This window comes from Alcanivorax xiamenensis (assembly GCF_009846745.1).
GTDB lineage: Bacteria > Pseudomonadota > Gammaproteobacteria > Pseudomonadales > Alcanivoracaceae > Alloalcanivorax > Alloalcanivorax xiamenensis.
In genome coordinates this window covers 97893-123770 of record NZ_AQPF01000009.1, presented here as the reverse complement: position 1 = coordinate 123770, position 25878 = coordinate 97893, and the positions used below count along the sequence as shown (strand labels likewise).

Annotated in this window: 25 protein-coding genes and 1 tRNA gene; 18 read left to right on the top strand and 8 right to left on the bottom strand. The window is 61.7% G+C overall.

The window, feature by feature from the left end; genetic code table 11:
* Nucleotides 1-3 precede the first annotated feature (3 nt).
* The 9 genes from gspG (at nt 4) to A6D6_RS08560 (ending at nt 7903) form a co-directional block, all read left to right on the top strand.
* Nucleotides 4-435: a type II secretion system major pseudopilin GspG gene (gspG, locus tag A6D6_RS08600; protein ID WP_159660489.1), complete on the top strand. Its 432-nt coding sequence runs from the start codon at nt 4-6 to the stop codon at nt 433-435.
* Nucleotides 436-466: 31 nt separating this feature from the next.
* A complete protein-coding gene (locus A6D6_RS08595; protein ID WP_159660488.1) occupies nt 467-1186 on the top strand; it encodes a prepilin-type N-terminal cleavage/methylation domain-containing protein in 720 nt (239 codons plus the stop codon).
* Nucleotides 1183-1590, top strand: coding sequence for a type II secretion system minor pseudopilin GspI (gene gspI / locus A6D6_RS08590; protein ID WP_133490793.1), 408 nt, complete (start codon nt 1183-1185; stop codon nt 1588-1590). The genes A6D6_RS08595 and gspI overlap by 4 nt, the downstream gene beginning before the upstream one ends.
* Nucleotides 1590-2213 carry a type II secretion system minor pseudopilin GspJ gene (gspJ, locus tag A6D6_RS08585; protein ID WP_159660487.1) on the top strand — a complete coding sequence of 208 codons (624 nt, stop codon included), beginning with the start codon at nt 1590-1592 and terminating at the stop codon, nt 2211-2213. Before gspI ends, gspJ begins: the two co-directional genes overlap by 1 nt.
* Nucleotides 2204-3295, top strand: a complete 1092-nt coding sequence (gene gspK, locus A6D6_RS08580; protein WP_133490795.1) for a type II secretion system minor pseudopilin GspK — start codon at nt 2204-2206, stop codon at nt 3293-3295. The genes gspJ and gspK overlap by 10 nt, the downstream gene beginning before the upstream one ends.
* A gap of 77 nt (nt 3296-3372) precedes the next feature.
* Nucleotides 3373-4575 (top strand): type II secretion system protein GspL, encoded by a 1203-nt coding sequence (gspL, locus tag A6D6_RS08575; protein WP_159660486.1) that lies wholly within the window; start codon nt 3373-3375, stop codon nt 4573-4575.
* The gene (locus tag A6D6_RS08570) at nt 4572-5102 is read left to right on the top strand and encodes a type II secretion system protein M (protein WP_159660485.1); all 531 of its coding nucleotides are present in this window, start codon (nt 4572-4574) and stop codon (nt 5100-5102) included. The genes gspL and A6D6_RS08570 overlap by 4 nt, the downstream gene beginning before the upstream one ends.
* Before the next feature lie 3 nt (nt 5103-5105).
* Nucleotides 5106-5846, top strand: coding sequence for a lipoprotein intramolecular transacylase Lit (locus A6D6_RS08565; protein ID WP_133490798.1), 741 nt, complete (start codon nt 5106-5108; stop codon nt 5844-5846).
* On the top strand, nt 5843-7903 hold the full coding sequence (locus A6D6_RS08560; RefSeq protein ID WP_133490799.1) for a PEP-utilizing enzyme: 2061 nt from the start codon (nt 5843-5845) through the stop codon (nt 7901-7903). The genes A6D6_RS08565 and A6D6_RS08560 overlap by 4 nt, the downstream gene beginning before the upstream one ends.
* 117 nt (nt 7904-8020) lie before the next feature.
* On the opposite strand, the gene metH is transcribed toward A6D6_RS08560, so the two are convergent.
* The gene (gene metH, locus A6D6_RS08555) at nt 8021-11722 is read right to left on the bottom strand and encodes a methionine synthase (protein WP_159660484.1); all 3702 of its coding nucleotides are present in this window, start codon (nt 11720-11722) and stop codon (nt 8021-8023) included.
* A 286-nt stretch (nt 11723-12008) separates the two neighbouring features.
* Here metH and A6D6_RS08550 point away from each other — a divergent pair, with 286 nt between their 5' ends.
* Nucleotides 12009-12785, top strand: a complete 777-nt coding sequence (locus A6D6_RS08550) for a DUF481 domain-containing protein (RefSeq protein WP_133490801.1) — start codon at nt 12009-12011, stop codon at nt 12783-12785.
* Between the two features lie 176 nt (nt 12786-12961).
* On the opposite strand, the gene A6D6_RS08545 is transcribed toward A6D6_RS08550, so the two are convergent.
* Nucleotides 12962-13038 (bottom strand) — tRNA-Pro (locus A6D6_RS08545).
* Nucleotides 13039-13170: 132 nt separating this feature from the next.
* Here A6D6_RS08545 and A6D6_RS08540 point away from each other — a divergent pair.
* Entirely contained in the window at nt 13171-14298 is a 1128-nt protein-coding gene (locus tag A6D6_RS08540) for a methyltransferase (protein ID WP_159660483.1), read from the top strand.
* Here the strand turns inward: A6D6_RS08540 and mtnC are convergent.
* From mtnC to A6D6_RS08515, 5 genes are all read right to left on the bottom strand, one after another.
* Nucleotides 14280-14957 carry an acireductone synthase gene (gene mtnC, locus A6D6_RS08535; RefSeq protein ID WP_133490803.1) on the bottom strand — a complete coding sequence of 226 codons (678 nt, stop codon included), beginning with the start codon at nt 14955-14957 and terminating at the stop codon, nt 14280-14282. The genes A6D6_RS08540 and mtnC overlap by 19 nt on opposite strands.
* A gap of 4 nt (nt 14958-14961) precedes the next feature.
* Complete coding sequence (locus A6D6_RS08530; RefSeq protein ID WP_133490804.1) at nt 14962-15507, bottom strand: 1,2-dihydroxy-3-keto-5-methylthiopentene dioxygenase; 546 nt, start codon at nt 15505-15507, stop codon at nt 14962-14964.
* A 36-nt stretch (nt 15508-15543) separates the two neighbouring features.
* Nucleotides 15544-16173 carry a methylthioribulose 1-phosphate dehydratase gene (locus A6D6_RS08525; RefSeq protein WP_133490805.1) on the bottom strand — a complete coding sequence of 210 codons (630 nt, stop codon included), beginning with the start codon at nt 16171-16173 and terminating at the stop codon, nt 15544-15546.
* Nucleotides 16170-17207, bottom strand: a complete 1038-nt coding sequence (gene mtnA / locus A6D6_RS08520) for an S-methyl-5-thioribose-1-phosphate isomerase (RefSeq protein ID WP_159660482.1) — start codon at nt 17205-17207, stop codon at nt 16170-16172. Before mtnA ends, A6D6_RS08525 begins: the two co-directional genes overlap by 4 nt.
* Nucleotides 17208-17392: 185 nt before the next feature.
* On the bottom strand, nt 17393-17818 hold the full coding sequence (locus A6D6_RS08515) for a hypothetical protein (protein WP_133490807.1): 426 nt from the start codon (nt 17816-17818) through the stop codon (nt 17393-17395).
* A 188-nt stretch (nt 17819-18006) separates the two neighbouring features.
* Here A6D6_RS08515 and A6D6_RS08510 point away from each other — a divergent pair, with 188 nt between their 5' ends.
* A complete protein-coding gene (locus A6D6_RS08510; RefSeq protein ID WP_236564040.1) occupies nt 18007-18564 on the top strand; it encodes a DUF2489 domain-containing protein in 558 nt (185 codons plus the stop codon).
* Nucleotides 18565-18677: 113 nt separating this feature from the next.
* Nucleotides 18678-19343, top strand: a complete 666-nt coding sequence (locus A6D6_RS08505) for a hypothetical protein (protein ID WP_159660481.1) — start codon at nt 18678-18680, stop codon at nt 19341-19343.
* A gap of 51 nt (nt 19344-19394) precedes the next feature.
* On the opposite strand, the gene A6D6_RS08500 is transcribed toward A6D6_RS08505, so the two are convergent.
* Nucleotides 19395-20009, bottom strand: a complete 615-nt coding sequence (locus A6D6_RS08500; RefSeq protein ID WP_159660480.1) for a hypothetical protein — start codon at nt 20007-20009, stop codon at nt 19395-19397.
* Nucleotides 20010-20215: 206 nt separating this feature from the next.
* Here A6D6_RS08500 and A6D6_RS08495 point away from each other — a divergent pair, with 206 nt between their 5' ends.
* From A6D6_RS08495 to nudC, 5 genes are all read left to right on the top strand, one after another.
* A complete protein-coding gene (locus A6D6_RS08495; RefSeq protein ID WP_133490810.1) occupies nt 20216-21130 on the top strand; it encodes a 5'-nucleotidase in 915 nt (304 codons plus the stop codon).
* Between the two features lie 103 nt (nt 21131-21233).
* Entirely contained in the window at nt 21234-22208 is a 975-nt protein-coding gene (cysB, locus tag A6D6_RS08490; protein WP_133490811.1) for an HTH-type transcriptional regulator CysB, read from the top strand.
* A gap of 160 nt (nt 22209-22368) precedes the next feature.
* Nucleotides 22369-22986 (top strand): bifunctional phosphoserine phosphatase/homoserine phosphotransferase ThrH, encoded by a 618-nt coding sequence (thrH, locus tag A6D6_RS08485; RefSeq protein WP_159660479.1) that lies wholly within the window; start codon nt 22369-22371, stop codon nt 22984-22986.
* A gap of 404 nt (nt 22987-23390) precedes the next feature.
* On the top strand, nt 23391-25055 hold the full coding sequence (locus tag A6D6_RS08480) for a FimL-related protein (protein WP_159660478.1): 1665 nt from the start codon (nt 23391-23393) through the stop codon (nt 25053-25055).
* Nucleotides 25056-25127: 72 nt separating this feature from the next.
* Nucleotides 25128-25859, top strand: coding sequence for an NAD(+) diphosphatase (gene nudC, locus A6D6_RS08475; RefSeq protein WP_236564039.1), 732 nt, complete (start codon nt 25128-25130; stop codon nt 25857-25859).
* The last annotated feature ends 19 nt before the right edge of the window (nt 25860-25878 follow it).

Genomic DNA, 25878 nt, shown 5'->3' with positions numbered 1-25878 from the left:
CAGATGAAAACCAAGCGACGGAACCAGCGCGGTTTTACCCTCCTGGAAATCATGGTGGTGGTGGCGATTCTCGGCCTGTTGGCGGCGATGATCGTGCCCAACGTGATCGGCCAGGGGGAGCAAGCGAAGGTCGATATCGCCAAGACCAATATGTCCCGCATTGTCCAGCAGCTGGACATGTACAAGTTCAATAACGGTCGTTATCCGAGTACCGAGGAAGGTATCCGGGCTCTGGTGGAGCGTCCGGCGTCGGCGAAAAAATGGCCTGAAGGGGGCTACCTCCCGCAGATCCCCGAAGACCCCTGGGGCAATGATTACGTCTATCTGAGTCCGGGTGTGGACGGTCCCTTCGATCTTTACTCCCTGGGCGCGGACGGCGCCGAAGGCGGCACTGGCGTGGACGCCGACATCAGTTGGCGCGAAAGCAGCAACTAGCGTCGGCGACCGACGGCCGGAAGGATCTGTCATGCGCATGCAGCGCGGTTTCACCCTGCTGGAAATCCTGGTGGTTATCGGCCTCATGGCATTGCTGTCGCTGGCCGTGCTGGTGGTGCCGGTGTGGACCGATGACGGCCGTCAATTGGACACCAATGTGGCCAAACTCACGGACCAACTGGTATTGCTCAACGAGCAAAGCCTGTTTTCCGGCAGGCTGATGGCGATGCGTTTTACTGACCGCGGCTGGACTCCGGTGGAATACGATGTGGGCGCGCGTGTATTCCGCCCGGCGGAGGGCAACGGCCTGAGTGCCGAGTCCTTGCCCGAGGGCATCGAATTGCTGTGGGAAGTGGAGGAGCTGGAGCGCGACGACGATGACCGGGTGACACCAGTGAATCTCGGGGACGTGGCGGAGCGTCTGGTGGATGACAGCAAGTTCTCCGGAGGTATCGGGCTGCTGGACAAAGAGCAGTCCGAGAAGGATGAAGAGGCCCGCTCAGAGCCATTACCCCAGGTGTTTTTCTTCCCCAGTGGTGAGACCACGCCGGTGTTGCTCACACTCCGTGCCATCAACGAGCCGGATCTGGAAGTTCGCCGGCGTCTCACCGCTCTGGGGCAGATTCGCGATCCGGATGATGTGGAGGCCGTGCGCGAAGAGGAAGAGCGTAGTCAGACCATCCGTGAGATGCGCACCCGAAGCAGCGAGGATCCCGGCAGTCTGTTCAACCTTAAGCGAGACGAGGAATGAAAACGCAAAGCGGGTTCACTCTGGTGGAAGTGTTGCTGGCCCTGGCCGTCCTGTCCCTGGCGATGATCGCGCTCGGGCAAACGCTTGGTGCCAGTGCGGTGGCCTATCGCAACATCGATGATACCCGGCTCGCTTATATGGTCGCGGCGGACAAGCTGGTGGAGATGCAGACCTTCCAACTGTGGCCGGAAAACGGTGAGCAGGATGACCGCGTCAAACATGGCGAGCGTGAATGGTGGGTGCAGACCAAAATCAGCGACGGTCCGTATCCGGATACCCGCCGCGTGGATATCGACGTGGGCCCGCTGATCGGTGATGAGGAGATGGGGCTGGCGTACAGCCTGGCCAGCCTGATTGGCAAACCCGCCGCCGCCATGAACAATCAGAATAACCCGGGGGGATAATGCGCCAGCGTGGCTTTACCTTGCTGGAAATGCTGGTGGTGATCGGCATCTTCGCCATGATGTACATAGTGGCGGTGGAGTTTCTCAGCAATGCGCTGGACAGCCGGGAGCAACTGGCGGAAGGCGCCGCCGAGATGGAAAACAGCCAGCGCGCGGCGACCTATCTCACCCTCGATTTCGAGCAGCTTATTTCCCGCCCTGTTCGTGATGGCTATGGCGACTACCAGCCGGCCATGATCGGCACCGAGCAGTACGTGGAGTTCACTCGCCTGGGCTGGTCCAACCCCTTCCAACTGCGCCGCCGTAGCGAGATGCAGAGGGTCATCTACGTTTTCGAGAACGGTACTTTGTACCGGCGCTACTGGCCGGTACTCGACACCACCGTGGCCACGGAGTATCAGGAAGACATTCTGATCGACAACGTCAAGCGGTTCACCGTGCGCTACCTGGATCAGAACGACCAGGGTGAATGGCAATGGCTGGAATTCTGGCCCGAGCCGAACGTGGCGACCCAGCCGGTCTGGCTGCAGCGTTTGCCGCGCAGCGTTGAAATCAGTGTCGAACTGGAAAGTGGCGACGTGTTGCACCGTTTCTTCCGCACCGTGGTGAATCCATGGGCGTGACCTCGATGAGCCCGCGACGCCAACGTGGCATGGCGCTGATTATCGTGTTGATGCTGTTCGCGATCCTCGCCGCCGTGGCCACGGAAGTGATGTTCCGCCAGGATCGTTTCCGCACCCGCGCTGACAATCTGTTGCAATGGGACAAGCGTTATCAATACGCCATGGCGGTGGAAGTCGTGGCCACGCAGGGTCTGATCGACGATCTCGAGGACGACAAGCGCAACAACGCCATGGTGGACGACTGCGTGGAAGAACAATGGGCGGTGGAACTGCCCGCCACGCCCTATGAAGACGCCATCCTCAGTGCCTCGGTGCAGGACCTGCAAGGCCGGTTCAACCTTAACTGGCTGGGCACCGCCAGCGGTCCCGGGTTTGAGCGCAATGAGGATAACCGCGAGCGCTTGCGGCGATTGCTGGAGCAACTGCTGCCGGAACCGAACAAGGCTTCTCTGCTGTCCAATGAAATGGCCGATTGGATTGATACCAACAACATCGTGGACAACGTGGAAGGCGCGGAAGACACCGAGTACCGCTCCCGCCGCACACCCAACATGGCGGTGGCGCATGAAACCGAATTGCGGGCATTGCGCAGCTTCACCGTCGAGGATCTGTTTCCTGACATGATGATGTGGGGGCTGTTCACCGCGTTGCCGTCGGGTACCAAGCTGAACGTCAACACCGCGCCGCGGCCAGTGCTGGACGCGGTACTGGGGACCGTGGCGGGCAACGACGCCGCCGAAGCGGTAATCGCCTTGCGCGAGGAAGGGCCGATCGCCAATGTCGAGGACGTCATGGCTCTGGCCCCGTTTACGTCCCTGGAAGACGAGCAAAAACAGAATCTGTCAGGCATGCTGACGGTGGGCAGCGAATACTTTCAGATCATGGTGGATGTGGAGGTGGACGGGCAGGTCAGCCGCCTGGTCAGCCGGTTGCGCCGTTCCTCCCAGGGCGGGCCGGATGGAACCCGGGTGTTCAGCCGTCAGGTAACGCCACTGCTGAGCCCCCTCGAACCGGCCTGCAATCCCTTCTACAATGCGGAAAACGAAAGCAATAATACCGTGGAGCTGAACCCGAATGGCTGACCGGCAAAGGTGGCGCGGGTGGTGAAAACGGGCAGAGAACAGAAACCCTGTTCCCACAACGGAAAAGGACGAAATTTGTGGCCACAGCACTGATTTATCTGGCCCCGGGGGCATTCCGTAATGGACTCGCCGAAAGCCCGGCGCTGTACCAGGAATCGCCGGCGGACCCGGTCAGCGAGGGCAGTCTGTCGCAGGCTCTGGAGGCGCTGCGGGGCGGCGGTGCGCGGATCGTCATCGGCGGCGCCGATGCCCTGTGCACCCATGTCAATCTGTCCCGGAAGCAGGCGCGTCACCTGCAAAGGGTGCTGCCTTTTCTGTTGGAGGAGCAGCTACTGGACGCGCCCGAGCGGCTCTGGTTTGCCGCCGGCAAGGGCGATCACGGCCGCTACCCGGTCACCGTGGTGGACCGCGAGGCGCTGGATGCGCTGCTGACTCTGGCCAGGGATGCCCAAGTGCACATCAGCAGCCTCAAGTCCCTGGGGGATGTGTTGTCCCGCGCCGCGCCTGTGGCGGTGGCGATACCTGGTTGCCAGACGCTGGTACTGGATCGCGAACGGGCTCTGAGTTACGCCGATGAGGCCCAGCTCAGCTCACTGATGGCGCTGTGCACGGCTCCGGACGAGGAAGACATCACCGCTGCCGCGGAACCCGCGCCGAATGACCCGGAACAGCCTCTGGCCCGTGTGGACTCTCCCACCGCGCTGTTTCAGCAACTTCGGGACGGCATTAACGAGGCCGGTACGGTGGAAATTCTGCAGGGGGCCCTGGCGCCGCGTCAGAATCGCCGGGGCGCGCCTTCTCCATGGGCCCCGTGGAAACCGGTGTTGGGGTTGGCCGCGGCGGTGTTCGTGCTCTCTCTGGTGGCGCTCGGTGTCCAGACCTGGCGCTATGAACGGGCCGCCGATCAGGCCTTCGCCGACGCCGGCAAACTCTATCAGAGCCTGTTCCCCGGGGACCGGGCCACCGCCGGTTTGCGACGGCAGTTCGAGGCCCGTCTGGCCCGTCTTTCCAATGGCGGTGGCGCCACGGGCAATGCCCGGTTGTTCCAGGTGCTGCCTTCGGTGGCCGCGGTGCTGTCCGCCAGTAAGGTGGAGCCCAAACGGCTGCAATTCGATGAGCGTCAGGGCAACCTGCTGCTGGATCTGGGTGCCAAGGAATACGCCGACCTGGAGAAACTGCAAACCGCATTACGGGAAAAAGGCGTTAACGCGTCCATCGCCAACTATCGCAACGGCCCCAATGGGGTTACCGCGCGTATTCGGGTGGAGCAGGCCGGATGAAACAGCATATAGAGCAAGCCCGGACCCAGATGAACAAACGGTTGCAGCCGGCCTTTGAATGGTATGCCTCCAGGGAGCCCCGGGAGCAGACCATTCTGCAGTTACTGGGTGCGGTTGTCGTATTGTTCCTGATTTACTGGTTGATCTGGCAGCCGGTCTGGAATGCACGGGAATCCGCCCGTCAGCGTTACGTCGCCAATGAGCAAACACGGCAGTGGATTGAATTGAACGCGCCGGCGGTACGCGCCGCCCGGGGCCAGAACGATAATCGCGACAAGAGCAGTGCCTTCGGTGATAACTGGGTCAGTGAAATCAGTCGCTCGGCGCAGAATCACGGCCTGACCCTGCAGGGGTTCACCCCGGATGGTAACCGCTCGGTGCGTATTCAGTTGGAGGACCAGCCCGCCAATGCGGTGTTGATCTGGTTGCATTTCCTCGAGGACCAGGGGCTGAACCTGGGCACCCTGGAGCTGGGACCCGGCAATGAGTCCGGCACCGCCACGCTCCGCGCCTCCCTGAGCCGCTAGGCGATGGTCGGCCCTGCTCGTGGCGCCGCCTCCCTGGCGGCCTGGTGGCTCTATACCCTCAATGCCATGATCCTGGCGCTCGGCGTTAGCTGGGGACTCTACAGCCTGTGCGACTACGGCTACGCATTCTGGTATCCAACGCTTGATATTGAGGGGCACATTCAGGAATACGGTCCTCAGAACCGGTACCGTAGGGACTTCGAGCGGCTCGAGGCGGAGCAATATCAGACGCTGTTCCACGAAATCCGCCAGGCCGTCCATGACAATGGTGAAGGGCTGGAGGCGATCCACTATCCAAACCGTCTGGGTGAGCCGGTCCCACTGCTGCGGCAGGCGGAAATCCTGCATCTCAAGGACGTCGCCCATCTGATCCGGCTGGGTACGGTGGTTACGCTGATCGCGGCTTGTCTCTGGTGGCCACTGGCCCTATTGGTAAGGCGACAGCGCCGCCCGTCCCGGAGCAGCCGGGCCCTCGCTCTGGCGGTGCCCTTGCTCGGGCTGGCACTCTGGCTCGCGGTGGCGGGCCCGGAAGCCGTGTTTTACCAGTTTCATATCTGGCTGTTTCCGCCGGAACATGAATGGTTTTTTTATTGGCAGGATTCGCTGATGAGCACTTTGATGAAGGCCCCGGTGTTGTTTGGTGGTATCGCCCTGGTGCTGTCGGCGGGGGTTGCCGTCTTGACGCCCGTGATTTATTTCACCGGTCTGCGGTTGGCGGGGCGGGGGAGTCTCGCCAAAGCATGAGCGGGATCGAGGTACTGGGCCCTGACGTCAACGGGGCCGAGAACGTCCAACGCTGGGCGGCATCCGGGTTGCCAATACCGCCCAGTTGGCGGGTCAGCCGTGAAACGGTGCTGGCGCTGCAGGTGGATGATCTCGCCCGCCGGCTGCGTGCCTTGCCGCGAATGTTCGGGCGGCAGCGCCGCTGGGTACTGCATCACGGCGTGATCAACCCCCGCTCCCGGCGGGAGAGCCTGCTGAAACTGGACAGTGACCAGGCCCTGGCCCATGCCCTCCATGAACTGTTCGAACACCGCCCCGGACCGGACCATGCAATCATCCAGGCCTTGCCGGACCTGCAGGCCGCGGGCGTCCTGTTCACACGCCATCCGTTGCGCCAGGATCTGCCACATATGGTGGTGGAGGGCGTTCCCGCCGGGGCAGGGCAGCGGCAACGGTTGGTGTTCGATACCGATGGACGGTTGGTGCATCGCGGGGACGGTTCCCCGGGTCTGGAGCGGATTGTGCCCGCTGAGGCGCTGGTGACCCTGGGGCACTTGCTGCGCAACCAGTTTCACCATCCGCAGGCCGGAGAGTGGGGGTATGACGGAGACCGGATCTGGCTACTGCAGAGCCTGCCGGTGGGGTCGCTGCCGGTACCCGAGGAAGCCTGGAACCGGCGGGCCGGCGGCGCCGTGTTCAATCAGGCGCTGACGCCCCTTTGGTATACGCTGGAAGGGCGTTGGTTGAAAACCGCGTTCTGGTGGCCGTTGGCCCGCCGCCACGGTTGGAAGGAGCTGGAGAACGTCGAACCTTACCGCCGCCAGCACAGTCATTTGTACAGTAACGGGATTTACTTTCGCCGCCTGGCGGAAACCTGGCCGGCGGCCTGGTCCCAGGTGCCGCCTGCCTGGCAGCCGCCGGAATCCCTTGAGGATATGGCCACTCGCCGGAAGTTGTCTCCTCCGCGACGGCGCTGGCTTTGGACGCTGGTGATGCTGGAACGTCACCTGAAACAGCTTCAATCGAAACAAGAACGGGCGATGAACTCGGATCGGGATGCGTTTTGGCGTCAACTGATCGCGCTGGATCGCATCGGTGAGCGTCTGGCCCGCCTGGAAGGCCGGTTGTGTTATCTATGGTTACCGGAGTTGCCCGGTTGCGCCGATCAACCCTTTCCGCTGGCCTCGCTGCTGACGGCCTCCGAACTGCGGGCATTGGATCAGGCCCTTGAGTTGAGAACGAGGGATGAGGGGAAGAGCGGGGAGGAACAGGCGAGTGTCGGACCCGCGGACGAACTGGCGGCACTGCGCCCCGGCGATGACCCGGTGCATGCGCCCGTGCGGGACAGCCCGACCCTGAGAGCGGTATTGGAAGCCGCTGGCGAACGGCGCCGGCGCGAAGATTCCGATGACCGGCTGGGAGCGGAAACGGCCGCCTGGTTGTCGCTGGCAAGGCAGGCACGGACATTACGTCAGTCGTTGGCGCAACAGCTGCGGGACCTGCTGATGCACGCCGCCAAGGAGCTGGTATCACAAGAGTTACTGGCGCATCCGGACGATGTCCATTTCCTGTATTTCGATGAGCTCTGGATCCTGTGGATGCAACGACGGATCCCAAAATCCGCCGCCGGGCGGATCATCGCCCAGCGTAAGGTCCGTTTCCTGGAAGACGCCCTGGTTGGCGCGCCGGATTGGAAAATGGACCGCATTGGCTATGGTTTTGGGGGCAAACCCTCGGAGCCATTACTGCTGGGTTTGCCGCTGGTGCCCGGACGGGTGGAAGGGCCGGTACGTCGGCTCTGCAGCGCCTGGGCGCTGAACAATATCCGGCCGGGAGATGTGCTGGTGGTGGATGAGGTGGATGCGGCCTGGACCCCCTGGCTGGCGCGCGCCGGCGCCTTGATCCTGAGCCGCCGGGATCCGGCCAATCCCGCCGCCAGTCTGGCCCGTGCCTGCGGTATTCCGGCGGTATGGGGACTGGCCGACGCCGTCCATGGCGTGCGTGACGAGGAGTGGGTATCCCTGGATGGCGCGGCGGGTACCGTGGCCCGGAATGAATCGCCAGATGCTGGACGCTAGACGCCGGACGCTTTAGAACACCAGATATTCAAACCTTGCGGATCTCAATAAGCGTTTTTAATGTTTGCCAGCGCTGTAGGGCTGGTTTTTCATCTCTTGGCGTCTGTCGTCTGGCGTCTAGTCCTCGTCGATATAACCAAGCAGGTGAGGAACCATCTTTTCGATTTCCTTCCGGCTCATTCCCTTGCGGGCGGCATAATCGTCCATTTGATCCTTGCCGAGCTTACCAGTACCGAAATACTTGGCTTCCGGGTGCGAGAAGTACCAGCCGGACACCGCCGCGGCGGGGAACATGGCGTAGTGCTCAGTGAGCGTCATGCCGGCGTTTTTCTCCGGCTCCAGCAACGCCCACAACAGTGCCTTCTCGGTGTGGTCCGGGCAGGCCGGGTAGCCGGGAGCAGGGCGGATTCCCCGGTACTGCTCGGAAATCAGTGCATCATTATCCAGGGTCTCATCGGCGGCGTATCCCCAGAATTCCTTGCGTACCCGTTCGTGCATGCGCTCGGCGAATGCCTCGGCGAGTCGGTCGGCCAGGGCCTTGAGCATGATCGCGGAGTAATCGTCATGATCCGCCTCGAAGCGCGCCACATGCTCATCAATACCAATGCCGGTGGTGACCGCGAAGCCGCCGAGCCAATCCTGCTTTCCGCTGTCCGCCGGGGCGATGAAGTCACTCAGGCAATAATCCGGTTTATCGTTCTTTTCCCGGTCGAGTTGTTGACGCAGGTGATGCAGCGTCATGAACGGTTCGCTATCACCGGGTTGCCGGAACAGCTGAATATCGTCCATATCCGATTGCGCCGGCCAGAAACCGATCACTCCCCGCGCGGTGAGCCATTTCTCCTTGAGCAGTCGATCCAGCATGGCACGAGCGTCATGGTAGAGGCGGGTGGCCTCCTCGCCGACAACCTCATCCTCGAGAATTCGCGGGTAGCGGCCAGCCAATTCCCAGGATCGGAAAAACGGTGTCCAGTCGATGCGCTCCACCAGCTCTTCCAGGGGATAGTCGTCAAACACCTTGATGCCTTTGACCTTTGGCTCCGGCGGGGTGTAACCGCTCCAGTCAGGCTGAAAACGGTGTTGCCGGGCCTTTTCGATGCTGACCAGGGAGCGGTCCACCTGTTGTTGTTTACGCCGGTCGCGCAGGTCCTGATAGGTGGATTTGGTTTCCGCCACATAGCCGTCTTTCTGGGTATCGGACAGCAGCCGGGAAACCACGCCCACAGCGCGGGACGCGTCCGCCACGTGGACCACGGCATGACGATAGTTGGGATCGATCTTCACCGCGGTGTGAATGCGGCTGGTGGTGGCGCCGCCGATCATCAGCGGCAGATCCATTTCCAGCCGTTCCATTTCACTGGCCACATGGACCATTTCGTCCAGCGACGGAGTGATCAGGCCAGACAGTCCGACGATGTCCACGTTTTCGGCGCGAGCGGTTTCGAGAATTTTATCGCAGGGCACCATAACGCCGAGGTCGATGACCTCGTAACCGTTACACTGCAGTACCACACCAACAATGTTCTTACCGATATCGTGGACATCGCCTTTCACCGTGGCCATCAGGATGCGCCCGTTGGACTCATCCTGGGTGCCCATTTCCTCTTTTTCCTTTTCCATGAAAGGCAGCAAATAGGCCACTGCTTTTTTCATGACCCGGGCGGATTTGACCACTTGCGGCAGGAACATCTTGCCGGCGCCGAACAAGTCGCCGACCACGTTCATGCCGTCCATCAACGGGCCTTCTATCACATGCAGAGGGCGCTCCGCCCGCAAGCGGGCTTCTTCGGTATCGCTTTCCACATGGTCGGTGATGCCTTTGACAAGGGCGTGTTCAAGGCGCTTCTCCACCGGCCAGGAACGCCATTCCTGATCCTCTTTCTTGATTTCCTTGTCACCGCTGTCGCGATACTTCTCCGCCAGGTCGAGAAGCCGTTCGGTGCCATCATCCCGGCGATTCAGCACCACGTCTTCCACCGCGTCGCGCAGTTCCTCGGGAATATCCGCATAAATCGCCAGCTGAGACGGGTTGACGATCCCCATGTCCATGCCGTTCTTAATGGCGTGGTACAAAAACACCGCGTGAATCGCTTCACGCACCGGGTTATTGCCCCGGAACGAGAAGCTCACGTTGGAGACACCACCGGAAATCAGTGCATGGGGCAGGGTACGTTTGATTTCCGCCACCGCCTCGATGAAGTCCACCGCGTAATTGTTGTGTTCCTCGATGCCGGTGGCGATGGCGAAGATGTTGGGGTCGAAGATAATGTCTTCCGGCGGGAAGCCCACTTCCTCGGTCAGCAACTTATAAGCCCGGCTGCAGATTGCCACTTTCTGTTCACGGGTTTCCGCCTGGCCCTCTTCATCGAAGGCCATGACCACGGTGGCCGCGCCATAGCGACGAATCAGGCGTGCCTGATTCAGGAACGCCTCTTCCCCCTCTTTGAGGGAAATGGAGTTCACCACGCCCTTGCCCTGGATGCACTTCAGGCCGGCTTCGATCACTTCCCATTTGGAGGAGTCGATCATCACCGGCACCTTGGAGATTTCCGGCTCGGACGCCACCAGGTTAAGGAAGCGGACCATGCACTCGAGCGAATCGAGCATGCCCTCGTCCATGTTGATGTCGATGATCTGGGCGCCGTTTTCCACCTGGTCCCGGGCCACATCCAAGGCTGTATCGTAGTCGCCTTCCTTGATCAGACGGAGAAAGCGCTTGGAACCGGTGACATTGGTGCGCTCGCCCACGTTAACGAACAACGAGTCCGGCGCGATATTGCAAGGTTCAAGACCAGACAGGCGGCAGTGCACCGGTATCGACGGCAGAGCCCGTGGTGAGCAGTCCCGCACCGCCGCCGCCATGGCGGCGATATGTTCAGGGGTGGTGCCGCAGCAGCCGCCAATGATGTTGAGGAAGCCCTTCTGGGCCCAACCGCGGATTTCCTTTGCCATGGTATCCGGGTCCAGATCGTACTCGCCCATCTCGTTGGGCAGACCCGCGTTGGGGTGGGCGGAAACCGCGAACTCGGAAAGGCGCGACAGCTCTTCTATATAAGGACGCAACTCCATCGGACCCAGGGCGCAGTTCAGGCCAATGGAAATCGGCCGGGCGTGGCGCAACGAGTTGTAGAAGGCCTCCGTGGTCTGTCCGGTGAGTGTGCGGCCCGAGGCATCGGTTATGGTGCCGGAGATCATTACCGGCAGATCCAGTCCCCGCTCGTAACAATACTGATCCACCGCGAACACCGCCGCCTTGGCGTTCAGGGTATCGAAGATGGTTTCGATCAGAATCAGATCGGAGCCGCCCTGAACCAGACCGTCCACAGCCTCCAGGTACGCTCCCACCAGAGTGTCGAAATTGACGTTCCGGTAACCGGGATCATTGACGTCCGGGCTGATACTGGCGGTCCGGTTGGTCGGGCCGAGCACCCCGGCGACAAAACGCGGACGCTCCGGCGTGGCCACCGCATCGGCGGCGCGACGTGCCACCTCCGCGGAGGCCTTGTTCAACTGGTGGGCCAGCGCCTGCATGTCGTAGTCCGCCATGGCGATGGCGGTGCTGTTGAAGGAGTTGGTTTCGATGATATCGGCGCCGGCTTCCAGATAAGCACGATGCAACGCTTCGATTTTGTCCGGCTGAGTAATGGACAGAAGGTCGTTATTGCCCTTCAGATCGCAGTGCCAGTCCGCGTACTGAGTGCCCCGAAAGTCGTCTTCGCTGAGCTTGAGGCGCTGAATCATGGTGCCCATGCCTCCATCCAGGATGACAATGCGTTCCTGCATGAGAGAACTGAGCTGTGCGCGGCGTTGGTTGGACATGAACTGCTCCGTTGGGTGACCGGGGGCGCATTATAGCGGTTGGGGCGGTGTTGCCCAACGCACCTGAGTGCCCGCTATACTGAGCGTCGTTGCCGTGGCTCTGTTCATGGTGCCTTGTTCATGGCACCTTCGCGGGTGCCGGATCGTGACCGGTAGACAGTCCTATTGTAAAAATACCCACCAAAGCGTCGCAGATGGTGGGGCGGGCGCGCGCGTTTGCGCATAATGCGCCCTTTTAGTGGCCCTGGAACGGGCCTTGAACCACAAACATAGCGTAGGAGGCATGATGCGCAAACAATGCTTGGTCCTGGCATGCGCCCTGGCGGCGGGGCCGGCCCTGAGTTACGCCCAGGAAGCGGAAGAAACAGCGAAACCGCGAGGTTGGGATATCGAACTGGAAGGGTCCTATCTTCTGAAATCAGGGAATACGCGTTCCCAGAACCTGGCTGCCGTGGCCAATCTGACCCACGACGGCCGGCTGTGGCGTCATACCGGCAAGATGGAAGCGGTCAATGAGATGTCCCGCAACGATGAAACCCGCGAGGACGAGCGCACCGCCGAACGCTATTACGGCTCGTATAAACTGGATCGCAAATTCGGCTATGAGGGCCGGAATTACATCTTCAACATCGTCACCTACGATAAAGACAACTTCTCCGGCTACCACTATCAGGCCAGTTACGCCGTCGGTCTCGGTCGCCGTTTCCTGGATACCGAAACCCATACCCTGGACCTGGAAGCTGGCCCCGGTTATCGCGTGGACTGTCTCGACCCCTCCGATTCCTACACCAGCTGTCAGGATAAGGAAGAAAGCTTAATCGGCCGCTTTGCCGCCAAGTACGAGTGGAAAATCTCCGAAACCGCTTCGTTCAAGGAAGATTTCACCACTGAGGTGGGCGATGAAAATACCGTGGTGCGGGCGGAAACCTCACTGACATCCAAGATCAACGATCATTTCTCACTGCGTCTGAGCCACCTGCTGAAACGCAACTCCAAGGTGCCGGATGACGGCAGTCACCGCAGCGACCAGGAAACCCGGGTCTCGGTCGTGTACACGTTCTGACGGTTACCGCGGTCCGCGGATCACTGTGGTGGAGCGGGCCGCTTACACGGAACACACTGATACGGCTCATTCGTGGTCAAGGCCGCGGAATCGGGCAGAGATGGGGTGTTGGTGTCCTGGTTGTGGCGTTGGCAAACGGGCATTAAAAAGCCGGCCCTGAGGCCGGCTTTTTAATTTGGTCGGAGTAGCAGGATTCGAACCTGCGACCCCTACGTCCCGAACGTAGTGCTCTACCAGGCTGAGCTATACTCCGAATGTGGGGGCGTATTCTAGCAGCGAATTTTCAGAATGCTACTGTTTTGCAACGGGAATCTTTCTGGTTGTCCATATTCTGCTCAATTGGCCGTACAATGCGCCTTTCCCAGCCACTCTGACAGCAGTTTTGATGCCTGAAATACCTGAACAACTGGATGATCTGCGCCTGCGGCGCTGGCCCCGCCGGCGCGACGAGCGGCTGCAAGCCTGGGACGCGGCGGATCGATACTTACTCAGAACGCTGCAAGAGCAGGGCGCCGGGCCGGTCACCCTGGTGGTGAACGACCAGTGCGGAGCTCTGTGGTTGACGGCACTGCGGCGTGGGCCTGCCTGCAGTCAGGGGGATTCCTGGTTGGCCTGGCGCGCGGCGGAGGCCAACGCCGCCGACAATGACATGGCACTGCCGAAGGACGGCTGGTGCTGGCCGTGGCAAACACCGTCGGTCCATCCCGACCAGGTGTTGATGCGGGTTCCCAAGGAGTCGTCGCTGCTGGAGGCGCAACTGGACTGGCTGGCCCGTTTTCTTCCGCGGGGGACGCCAATCTGGCTGGCGGGGATGGACAAGCACCTGCCGCCAAACCTGGTGCCTTTGATGGAGGCCTATCTGGGTAACGGCCAGGCCGGGTTGGGTTGGAAAAGGGCGCGCCGGTTCTCGGCGCTCGCTCCGGGCAAGGTCCTTCGGCCTCAGCCGGAAGAGGCACTGGTCAGCGTGCCGGGACGAGACTGGCGGCTGCATACCGGGGCCGGAGTTTTCGGTCGCCAGCACCTGGACATCGGCGCGCGCTTCCTGCTGGAACATCTGCCCCGGCAGGTGGAGGGAGAAGTGGCGGACCTCGGCTGCGGTAACGGCGTGCTTGGTCTGGCGCTGGCGGTGGACAATCCCGGGGCGCGGGTGACCTTCTGCGATGAATCCTTTCTGGCGGTGGAAAGCGCGCGCCGTAACGTCATGCTCCACGCTCCCGAACCCGAGCGCTGCCGGTTCCATCTGGGTAACGGATTGGATGGCCTGGAGCAACGATTTGACCTGATCGTGCTGAACCCACCGTTCCATCGGGGCCACGCCGTCGACGACCGGGTCGCGTTGACGCTGTTCCGCCATGCCCGCCGGCATTTAGCGGAGACCGGAGCGCTGTGGGTGGTGGCCAATCGACATCTGCCTTACCGCCCGCCGTTGCGGCGGGCATTCGCGCACGTGGATGTGGTGGCCGGCAACGCCAAATTCATCCTCTACCGGTGCGGTCAGATCGCGACGTCGTAAAAGGTTTCGGCGCGGGCATGCGCTGTGTTTCGAACCACCTTTTCGCGATCCAGCAAGGTGGTGTTCAAACCGGCGTCCCGGGCCGCGTCCAGTTCCGCTTCCACGTCGGAGAGAAACAGCACCCGCCCGGCGGGCACGCCAATGTCGGCGGTGATGCGCCGGTAGCTGTCAGCCTCTTTCTTGCCGCCGCTAGTGGTGTCGTAATAGCCACTGAACAAGGGCGTCAGGTCACCGGCCTCGCTGTAGCCGAAGAACAGTTTCTGGGCGGCAACGGAACCGGACGAATACACATACAACTTCAGCCCCCGGGCCTGCCACTCCCGCAGCCGCTCCACGGCGTCGGAGTACATGTGGGCCTGGTAATCACCGCTCTCGTAGCCTGTTTGCCAGATCATGCCTTGCAATGTTTTCAAGGGAGTGATCTTGCGATCCTCGGCGATCCAGTCCCGGAACAGGGCCGCGGCCTGTTCCGGCGACGCCAGGGGGTGGCCACTTTCGGCACGGGCCCGGGTCACGCATTCCGCTACGGCGGGCTGTTCCCAATGGGTCCGCAGAAAGGTTTCCATTTCCCGGTGGGCATAGGGGAACAGCACCTCCTTGACGAAGGAAATGCTGCTGGTGGTTCCTTCGATGTCGGTAACAATAGCATCGATCGTCATCGGTTCAGTTCTCCAGACGACTGAACCGGCCGGCGATGTCGCTGCCGGTGAAGTTGGCCACCCAGCCTTCCGGGTTGTTGAACAGGCGGATCGCCACGAAGCGCGGGTTCGGCCCCATGTCGAACCAGTGCGGGGTGTTGGCCGGTACGGAGAGCAGGTCGCCCTTGGTGCACAACACCTCATAAACCTGATTACCGATGTGCAGCGTGAACAACCCCTGGCCCTCGACAAAAAAACGAACCTCGTCTTCCGAGTGGCGATGCTCGTCGAGGAATTTCTCCCGGAATACGGCTTTGTCGGGATGGTCCGGTTGCATACTGACCACATCCACGGTCTGGTAACCTTCCTCACGCTTCAGCCGATCAATGTCCCGGGCATAGGCCGCTAGCACTTCTTCCTGGGATGGGCTGGCACTGAGTTCCTGGCCGGCTTCCCATTGCTCGTAGCGGATGCCGGCCTTGGCCAGTTCCACCACCATGGCGGCCTTGCTGTCCACCACCAGTAGCGGGTTTTCGGGCTCGCCATCACGGAATATTTTCAGATTGCTCATGGGATGATCCTCGTTCAAAGTCGCGGCGGGGTGGGGTTAACCCAGCCGGCGACGGTCCAGTTCAATGGCCAGCAGCGTTTCCAGCGCTTCCAACTGGCGGTAACAGGTGGCCATATCCCCAGCCCAGGTATACAGGCCGTGGCCACGGATCAGGTAAGCGTGGCGCGCCAGGCCCTGGTCCATGGCCTGATCCACACGCGCCGACAGAGCGGCGATATCCTGAGTATTGTCGAACACCGGCAGAGTCACCCGGGTTTCATGGGTGGTGATGCCCTCCAGGGCCTTCAACAGTTCATACCCTTCCAGGGTAAGGTGATCCGCCGGCCAGTGCATGGTCAACACAGTGGAGGCGTGGCTGTGGGTGTGCAGTACCGCGCCGACGTGCTCGTGACGCCGGTAGAGCTGAGTGTGCAGCAAGGTTTCCGCCGAGGGTTTGCCGTCACCCACCGGCTGCCCCTGCATATCCACCACCATGATGTCGGTTTCATCAAGCAAGCCTTTGTCCTTGCCTGAGCGGGTGATGGCGGCGTGGCCGGCATTCAGTCGTATCGAATAATTACTGCTGGTGGCGGGGGACCAACCATGCCGATACAGACGCTGGCCAGTGGCCGCCAGTGTGCGGGCGGCTTCGCGGAAAACGGCAGTGGAGTACGGGCGCTGGCTCATGAGGCCCTCCGGGCGAAGTGCGCCGCCATGGCGACCGGATCCGGAGACCGGATAATCCCGCTTTCGGTGACAATGGCGTTGATCAACGCCGCTGGAGTGACGTCGAAGGCGGGGTTATAGACCGGGCAATCCACCGGCGCGCAGGGGTGCCCCGCCACTTGTCGCACTTCCTCGGGCGGGCGCTGCTCAATCACGATGCCGGCACCATCCCGCATGGCCGGATCCAGGGTGGATTCCGGCGCCGCGACGATAAAGGGAATGCCGTGGTGGCGGGCCAGCACGGCAAGGGAATAGGTGCCGATCTTGTTGGCGGTGTCACCGTTGGCGGCGATCCGGTCGGCGCCAACGATCACCACATCCACCTCACCCTGGGCCATCAACATAGCGGCGCAGCTGTCCGCCACCAGGGTGACGGGGATGCCATCCTGCATCAGTTCCCAGCTGGTCAGCCGGGCACCCTGCTGCCAGGGCCGGGTTTCCCCGGCGTACACAGACCGCAACCGGCCTGTTTCCCAGGCGGAACGGATGATGCCGAGGGCGGTGCCGTGGCCGCCAGTGGCGAGAGCGCCAGTGTTGCAATGGGTGTAGATCCTGGCCTGCCGTGGCAGCAGAGCGAGTCCAGTCTCGCCCAGACGCCGGTTAGCGGCCAGATCATCACGGTGCAGACTCTCGGCCTGTTCACTCAAGCGCCGCACCAGAGCAGTGCCAGCGAGATCACCGGCGGCCTCACGCAGCCGGTCCAACGCCCAAAACAGGTTCACCGCGGTAGGGCGGCTCGCCGCCAGCACTTCGAAGGCCGGTGCCAGCGCCGCCAGGGAAGCCTGATCGCCAAGCCGCTGGGCTTCCATGGCCAGGCCATAGCCAGCGGTGATACCGATAGCGGGGGCGCCACGCACCACCATGTCGCGGATGGCCTGGGCGGCCTCCCGAGCGTTGGTGATGCGCAGCCAGATGGTGTCGGCGGGCAGGGCGCGCTGATCGAGCAGATCAAACGCGGTGTCGTGCCAGCGGATCGCGAGACTCGCCAGGGCCATCAATATCTCCGTGAAAGTAGCGAAAGCGTCACCCGGCGCCGGCCGGGACGGATATTCTACAACAGTCCTCCGTCACGACGGCATCTCATGGCGACGTCTATTGCTATATTCGCTGGCATCACACAAGGAGCCGCGAAACCGCTTTGGGAAGTCGGCTTGCCAGCGAATCAGCATTCTCGTGATTGTCATGGAGGATAGTGAAGCGGTTCCCGTCGTCGGCGCCGGCGAATCCAGTTGACGGCCCGGAACACACCGCGATGGCGGACAATAGCCCTTTCCAGCCGGTATTTGCCGGGAAAAGTGCTGACCATCACCGCGATCAGCATGGTCAGCAGGCCCTGCCCGGGCAATACCAGCATCAGCAGGCCGGCGGCCAGCAGCACTATTGCAAGGGCATTGCGCAATGCCCACAGCAGCCAATGGCCGGGGTGACGATAGCGGGTGGGGCGCCGTTCGGCGGTGAAGTAATCCGCCGGCATGCGAATCACCAGCCAGGGGATGGCCAGGGTCGAAATGACCGCCATCAGCAGCCCGATCAAAGTGAGCGCGGGAAACCAGGGTTCCAGGGTCTGTCCCAGTTGGTGCAACCAGGGGGGCAGGCTCGGCGTCACTGCTTGGCTCTCCTCACAATTCTCGCAATCCTCTCAAGTTTCCTTGGAGCCTGTGCATAATCCTGGCGTGGTCCGCTGGCCGGCGGGTTGGACGTCCGACGGATGGAACCGGTATGTTGCGCTGCGCGCCGATGGTGCTGGCTGGAGGGCTGAATCGACGGCCCTCCCGGCGCAATATGAGACCGGCGATGATGATTTTCAATACGCCTTCATACAACATCGGACCGGCGGCGCGGCCAATCAATCAAGACACGGTGAACCAGGAGAACTTTATGGGGATGGGCATGCAATTGGCCCTGGCAATCGCGATCGGCTTGCTGATCGGCGTGGTGTTGGGGCTGTTGATCTGGCGCTGGATGTCCCGCCGCCGTGAAGAGGAACTTGAGCGGCACCGCCATGCCCAGGTTCTGGAGAGCCTGGAAGTGCTCAGCCGGGCTTATATGCAAGGGCAGGTCGATGCCGGCGAGGCCAGTCTGAGAATGGCGGCGTTATTGGATTGCCTGCCGGCGCGGGTGGCACCGAAAGTGGATCTGGCGGCGATTCATCAACTGGCCAACGACTGCGAAAATTTTCACCGGGGCGACGCTCGCAAGGCACTTACTCCGGCCCAGCGCAATCGGGAGGACTTTGATCGACTGCGCTTGGAGGACGAGCAATCGGAGGCGTTCATGCAGGCCACCGAGCGGCTTGCGAGGGTGCTGGTGCAATGGCGGCGGCAGCTTTGTCCGCGCCGTCGGACTGACTGAAAAGACATTCTGTTCAGGCGTCACGGCTGCGGGCGCCTTGTATACCATTGGGTATGATCGGCGCTTTCCATTGTTTGAAACTTTTACCCGTTATTGGAAGCCGAGTTCAGATTATGAGTGACACCCTGTACGTGGCCTTTCCCGCCAGCGAAACACTGCGCCAGCGGATCGACGCTTTTCTCGCCAAGATGCGGGAGAACCCGTCTGGCAACCATGCCGCGGATCTGGATGGCATCACCGATCCTTTCATCGACGAAGTCCTGCATACCTACTTCACCGGGCCGATCGAAGCCGTCAACGCCCGCGGTACCGCGGTGAACATGATCATGGGGGCCATGAAAGTGATCCGTAAGGCAGCCCATGGGCTGGCGGGACGCCTGATGCGCAAAGCCAGCGTCGAGGAGCAACACGCTCTTGCGGACCATTTCCGTTCCCTGCGACTGGAAAAGGGCGGCGACATTTTTGTCGGCTATCCATTGCCGCCGGATCTGGCCGAGCGCGCCAATCAGGTTTTTGAATCGTTCGCCAACGGGGAAGGGGAGATGGCCCACCTGGTGGAAGTGATGCATGGCATCACCGATGGGGCTATTGAAAACTATTTGGACAAGACCCTCGGCAGTCTGAAGCTCGGCGCCATCAATCGCGGCCTCGTCTCCACTGCCCGCGCCACCATCAACAAGGCCTCCACCTCAGTCGTGGACAAGGGATTACCGGCCATGGAGCGCAGCCATCGCAAGCCGGTGGTGGCCTACTATCAGAGTCTGCTGCACCGGTTCTGAGCGCCTAAAGGCAAGACCGCGCCGACGGCAGGGCCGCCGGCGCGGAGCGATTCAGGAAGCGTCGCCTGGTGTCGGGGACGCCCGGGTCGCGGCTTTCTTACGCGTGGCGGCCTTTTTCTTCGCCGGTGCGGCTTTTATCGCGGCTTTTTTCTTGGCGGCTGCTTTCTTCCGAGGCGCGGGGGCTTTCTTCCTCACCGCGGCTTTCTTCCGTTTAGGGGCCGCTTTCGGCGCATCGCCGCCGACTCTCTTTTCAATCTCCTTGGCCCGCTTTTCCAGATCCTTTTGGTACTGGCCGATTACTTTGGCCAGGCTGTTGGCCTGTTTGGCGGTGGCTTTGAGTACCTTTACCTCGGTTTCCAGGAACCGCTTGCGAGCTTCCGATTCGTCCACCCGGGAACGCGCTTCGTCCACCGCTTTGCGGGCGCGGTCCAGTTGACGCTTGACCGTGGCATTGGCTTTCTCCCGGTATTCCGCCTGCAGCTTCTCGAGTCGATTGAGCGTGTCGCGGCGGCGCTCGACCTCCTGGTTAAGTCGCTGGCGAGCCTTCTCCAGTTGTTTTTCCAACTGCGCGATCTGCTTATCCCTTTCGTTATCGAAACGTTCCGCCAACTTGCGAATCTGCGCCTGCAAATCGTCAAGGCGGCTTCGTACTGTATTCGCGGCCATGGATGACTCCCTTTCCCCGGATGGATGTGTGTGAGGGCTTTGAGTGCGCACCGGGTCGGAATCCCCCGCGGTGCCACTGAAACTTTATGTCACATCCTGGGGCTGGACAACAGCGTAGCGCCGCCGATTCGCGTCATTCCGGCAACGCCATTGAGCTTTGCCAGGCCAGCGGGGATACTGCCCGCAGCGCAACAGGATAAATGAATATGGCGATTTCCTTTGACGGCAAGCTGGTGGTGGCGATCAGTTCCCGGGCATTGTTCGACCTCAGCGACAGCCACAAAGTGTACGAAGAGGAAGGATTGGACGCTTTTCAGGAGTACCAGACCGCCCATGAGGACGACATCCTCAAGCCCGGCGACGCCTTTCCTCTGGTGACCAAGCTGCTGGCCATCAACAAGCTGGAGCAGGGCCGCGACCGGGTGGAGGTGATTCTGCTGTCGCGCAACAGTTCGGATACCGGCTTGCGCGTCTTCAACTCCATAGAGCATTACGGCCTCCCCATCACCCGGGCGGCTTTTGCCGGCGGCCAAAGCCCACACCGTTACGTCTCCGCATTTGGTGCGCACCTGTTCCTGTCCACCAGTCCGGATGACGTTCGTCAGGTGCTGGATGCCGGATTCGCCGCCGCCAACATTCTTTCCGGCGGATCGCTGGAACAACAGGATGATCTCCTCCGGATTGCTTTCGACGGTGACGCCGTGTTGTTTTCCGACGAATCCGAGCGGGTGTTCCAGAGCAGCGGTCTGGAGGCGTTCGCCGAGAGCGAGAAGGCAGCCGCCTGGCAGCCGCTCAGTGACGGGCCGTTCAAGCCGTTTCTGGAAGCGCTGCACCAGATCCAGATGGCGTTCCCCATGGAGCAGTGTCCGATTCGCACCGCTCTGGTCACCGCGCGCTCGGCGCCGGCCCATGAAAGGGTCGTGCGGACTCTCCGGGCCTGGGGGATCCGTTTGGACGAAAGCCTGTTCCTGGGCGGGTTGCCAAAGGGGCCGTTCCTGCGCGCCTTCGGCGCCGACGTCTTCTTCGACGACCAGCAGGGCCACTGCGAATCCGCCCGTGAACACGTGGCCGCCGGGCATGTGCCACACGGCATCGCCAATGCGCCACGGACGGAACCGTAGACCGGGCGCACGCATTGAACGGAAAAAACGCTGCCCCCTATGCTTTCTCTGAATAGTTCTTTATATTTTTATAACCTGTTCAGCGCATAGGCCGGGAGCGCCCATGAAACTCCAGCAGCTTCGTTATATCTGGGAAGTGGCCCGCCACGATCTGAATGTCTCAGCCACCGCCCAGGCTCTGTACACCTCGCAACCCGGCATCAGCAAGCAGATCCGCATGCTCGAGGATGAGCTGGGGGTGGAGGTATTCGCCCGCAGCGGCAAGCACCTGACCCACGTCACCCCGGCGGGGGAGGCCATCCTGCGCATCGCCGGCGATATCCTCCAGCAAACCGAGGCCATCAAGCGGGTGGCCCAGGAATTCCGGGACGAGACCAAGGGTGACCTTAGCATCGCCACCACCCACACCCAGGCCCGTTATGCTCTGCCACCGGTGATTCAGAAGTTCACCCAGCGCTTTCCGGATGTCTCCCTGCATATGAATCAGGGCACGCCGATGCAGATTTCGGAAATGGCGGCGGACGGCAGCGTCGATTTCGCCATCGCCACCGAGGCTCTGGAGCTGTTCACCGACCTGGTGATGATGCCTTGCTACCGCTGGAACCGGACCGTGGTGGTTCCCGAAGGCCACCCGCTGACCAAGATCAAGCCGCTGACCCTGGAGGCCCTGGCCGAGTACCCGATCGTCACCTATGTATTCGGCTTCACCGGCCGCAGCAAGTTGGACGATGCCTTCGCCCGGCAGGGCCTGGAACCGAAAGTGGTGTTCACCGCCGCCGATGCGGACGTGATCAAGACCTATGTGCGCCTTGGCATGGGGGTGGGCATCGTGGCCCATATGGCGGTGGACCCGGTTCAGGACAAAGGGCTGGTCAATCTGGAAGCAGGCCATCTGTTCGAGCCCAGCACCACCCGGATCGGTTTCCGCAAGGGGACTTTCTTGCGTGGTTTCATGTACGAATTCATCCAACTGTTCGCTCCGCACCTGACCCGTGAGGTCATTGATGCGGCGGTACGGGCCAGCACCCGTGAGGAACGCGAAGCGCTGTTTCAGAACATCGAACTGCCCATGCTGTGAGCGCCGGTTCAGGGGCTCCGATCCCGGTGAGCGCGTTGCAAAGCGGCCGGGGCGCGGCTACATTGTGCCGGCCTGGGAGTGTGCCGGCTCGGAGCCGCCGGGACCGCCGTTCGCGGCCAAGGACACCGTCCATCTTTATTCAATCCCAAGGGGGATCAACGTGGAATTGTTATGTCTTGATCTGGAAGGGGTGCTGATCCCCGAAATCTGGATCAACTTCGCCGAGCGCACCGGGATCGAGGAACTGCGGGCCACCACCCGGGATATCCCCGATTACGACGAACTGATGCGAATGCGGTTGGGGCTGCTCGACCAACACGGCTACGGTCTGTCGGATATCCAGGCGGTGATCGATACCCTGGAGCCGTTGGAAGGTGCCCCGGCCTTTGTCGATTGGGCGCGGGAGCACTTCCAACTGATCATTCTCTCCGACACCTTCTATGAGTTCGCACTGCCGTTGATGCGTAAGCTGGGCCAGCCGACCCTGTTCTGCCACCGTCTGGAAGTGGACGATAGTGGCCGTATCACCGACTACGTACTGCGTCAGCAGGACCCCAAGCGAGCCTCGGTCAAGGCGCTGCACAGCCTGAACTACCGGGTCATCGCCGCGGGCGACTCCTACAACGATACCACCATGCTGTCGGAAGCGGAGCAGGGCATTCTGTTCCACGCTCCGGACAACGTGATCGCGGAATTTCCCCAGTTCCCGGCGGTACACAGTTACGAAGATCTGAAAAAAGAAATCGTCAAAGCCAGCAACCGCGAACTCCCGCTCTGACCTCCTGAGTTGGCATGCCGTGCCGGGGGAAATCCCCCGCGCGGAGCTTACTTTGTGTCCACCGCCAGGGACCGAGGCGAGCCGGGCGCGTTCCCGCCAAAATAGTTCCATGATCCGCTCCAACGGTCCACGATCCCGCTGCGAAAACCAGGCGGTAATCATAAGCCGTTCAATTCTTACGATACGGTCAACTAAAGTACGATGAGAGGGAGGTACTGATTTCGGCTGTGCCCTGGTTAACAATGCGCAGACAAATCAGTTGCTTAGAGGCGAAAGTTGACGCACCGTTTGAGCAGTGACAAAGTGAAAATTATTTCGCTCTCGCCACCGGGCTCATCTTGGGTCGGGTTGCCCGCCGGGCCCGTGGCATCAAGTTCAAACCAAAACAAGCGAGTGGGCTACCCATGGTCGCGATCACCAATACCACCTCCTTGACCTTTCTCAAGGAAGCCATCGACACCACCCTTGGCGAATCGGAATCCAGCCTGGAAGCCTTCGCCGAGAACCAGGCCGAGGGGGCGGCTCTGGAGCGGTGCATCGATGCCTTCCAGCAATTACGTGGCATCTGCCAGATGCTGGAACTGGATGCCGCCACTGTAATGGCGGAGGACATGGTGCTGACCGCCAGGGAGATTCAGAGGCGACCGGAAGCGCCCCTGATCCAGGCACTGGGTAACGCCATCGTGTTGCTCGGCCACTATTTGGAATACGTCCAGCTCAGCGGCAGTCCGCTGCCGGAGGTTCTGGTGGCTGGCATCAATGAATTGCGCCAGGCCGCCGGCCGCGCGCCGCTGCCGGAAAGCCGCTTTTTTAAGGTGGATGAGGGCCTGCCGCGCATGCCGCCGGGGCCGCCTACTGATGGGGATGGCCTGGCCCGGCAAAGCCGCCGGCTACGCCACATGTACCAGGTGGGGCTGCTGGGCCTGCTGCAGGGGCAGGACCGACAGACCCACCTGCGCCTGATGCTGCGGGCCATGGAACGTATTGACCGGCTTGCCGGCGGCAAACGCTGGTGGCTGGCGCGAGCGGCGCTGGAGTCCCTGCTGCACGACGACATGGCGCTCACCGCGGCCCGGCGCGCCTTGCTGGCCCGCTATGACCGGCAATTGAAGGCTCTGGTGTACCAGGGGCGCGATGCTCTTGAGCAGGAGCCGCCGGGGGAGCTGTTGCGCGAATGCCTGTACCTCACGGCTTTGGGCAGCGGAAAAGGGGGCGCCGCCACCGAGGTACGCTCCGCGTTCGGGCTGCGGGAACGTCCCGCCGACGCCGATCTGCAGCGTGAATTGGCGTTGATGACCGGTTCCAAGGGCTCCGTGATCCGCTCCGTGGCCGGCGCCCTGAAGGAGGAAATCAACCAGATCAAGGACACCCTGGACATGGCCGCCCAGGGCGTGGCGGATACCGATTATGGCGCTATCGCCGAAGGGCTCGGGCGCATCGCCAGCACTCTGGAGATGATCGGCGAGAATCAAAGCGCCGGGGGATTGCGCCAGCGCGCCGAGAATGTGGCCGGCTGGCGCTCTGATGGCGAGGTGGATAGCGGCGCCTTTCACGCCCTGGTGGACGATCTGCTTGCCGCGGAGAACACCATCGCCACCCTGGAGCGCAGTCTGGCGCCGGCGGATGATGTGCGTCGCGAAGTTAACAATGAGCGCATCTCCCGCTATCAGCTGGACGAGGCGCGCATGACGGTGGTGGGCGAGTGCCGCGCCGGCCTGGCGCTGGCAAAGCGGTCGTTGGCCTCCTATATGGAGCAACAGTGGGATACCATGCATCTCAGTAATCTTCCGGGCACTTTCGCTTCGGTGGTGGGGGGGATGACCTTCCTCGACCTGGAGCGGGCCTGCGCCGTAACCAACGCCTGTCGGTGTTATATCGAGAAGGAGTTGATCGGTGGCAGCGAGGCACCCACGGTCACCGCCATGGAGACCCTGGCGGATGCCCTGACCGCCATCGATTACTACCTCGAGAGCATGGAAGAACAGAAACCGATTGGAGAAGGCGTTCTGGATGTGGCGGAGCAGGCCGTGGGTGCCCTTGGCTATCCCACAGGCGGAGCGACATCGTGAACCATTTCTTTTCCCTGGACTTGTCCTCGGTGGAACCGAGAGACGCGGACGAAGCCTGGTGCTTCGTGGTCCATGAACAAAACCTGTACATCGATTTCGCCCAGCATTCCCAGGTTGCCGGCCTTCCTGCTGCGCCAGCACCCCAATTACCGCTACATCGGCGTGCTGCATGGCCAGCCCTGCTATGTGTGTGACGAGGGAGAACACGAACTGGCCGACCAGCGTCTTCACCCGACCCCGTTGCGGCAGATCCTCGGCCAACTGGACGACGACACTTTCACCATGGTGGCGCGGGCGCTGCAGGTGATGAGCTGGCGACAGAATCACCGTTTCTGCAGCCGCTGTGGCTCTCCCACGATGCCCCATGAACGTGAGCTGGCGATGATCTGCCCGGCCTGTGACTATCGCCAGTACCCCCGCATCACTCCCTGCGTGATCGCCCTGATCAGTGATGGCGAATACGCTTTGCTGGGTCGTTCCGCGCGTTTTCCCTCCGGATTCTATTCCTGCCTGGCCGGCTTCATGGAAGCCGGGGAGACCGCCGAGCAGGCGGTACGCCGGGAAGTCATGGAGGAAACCGGCATTCAGGTTGGCGATCTGCACTACACACGCAGCCAGTCCTGGCCCTTTCCTCATTCCCTGATGCTCGGTTTCCATGGCGACTATGCCGGCGGTGACATCGTTATCGATGACGACGAGATCGTCGATGCCGGCTGGTTCCGCCATGATCAGTTGCCGCGCACACCACCGCCGGGCAGCATCGCCCACACGCTGATCGAGCAATGGCGCGCGCCTTACCGCTAACGCGCCGCCCCCAGCCCGC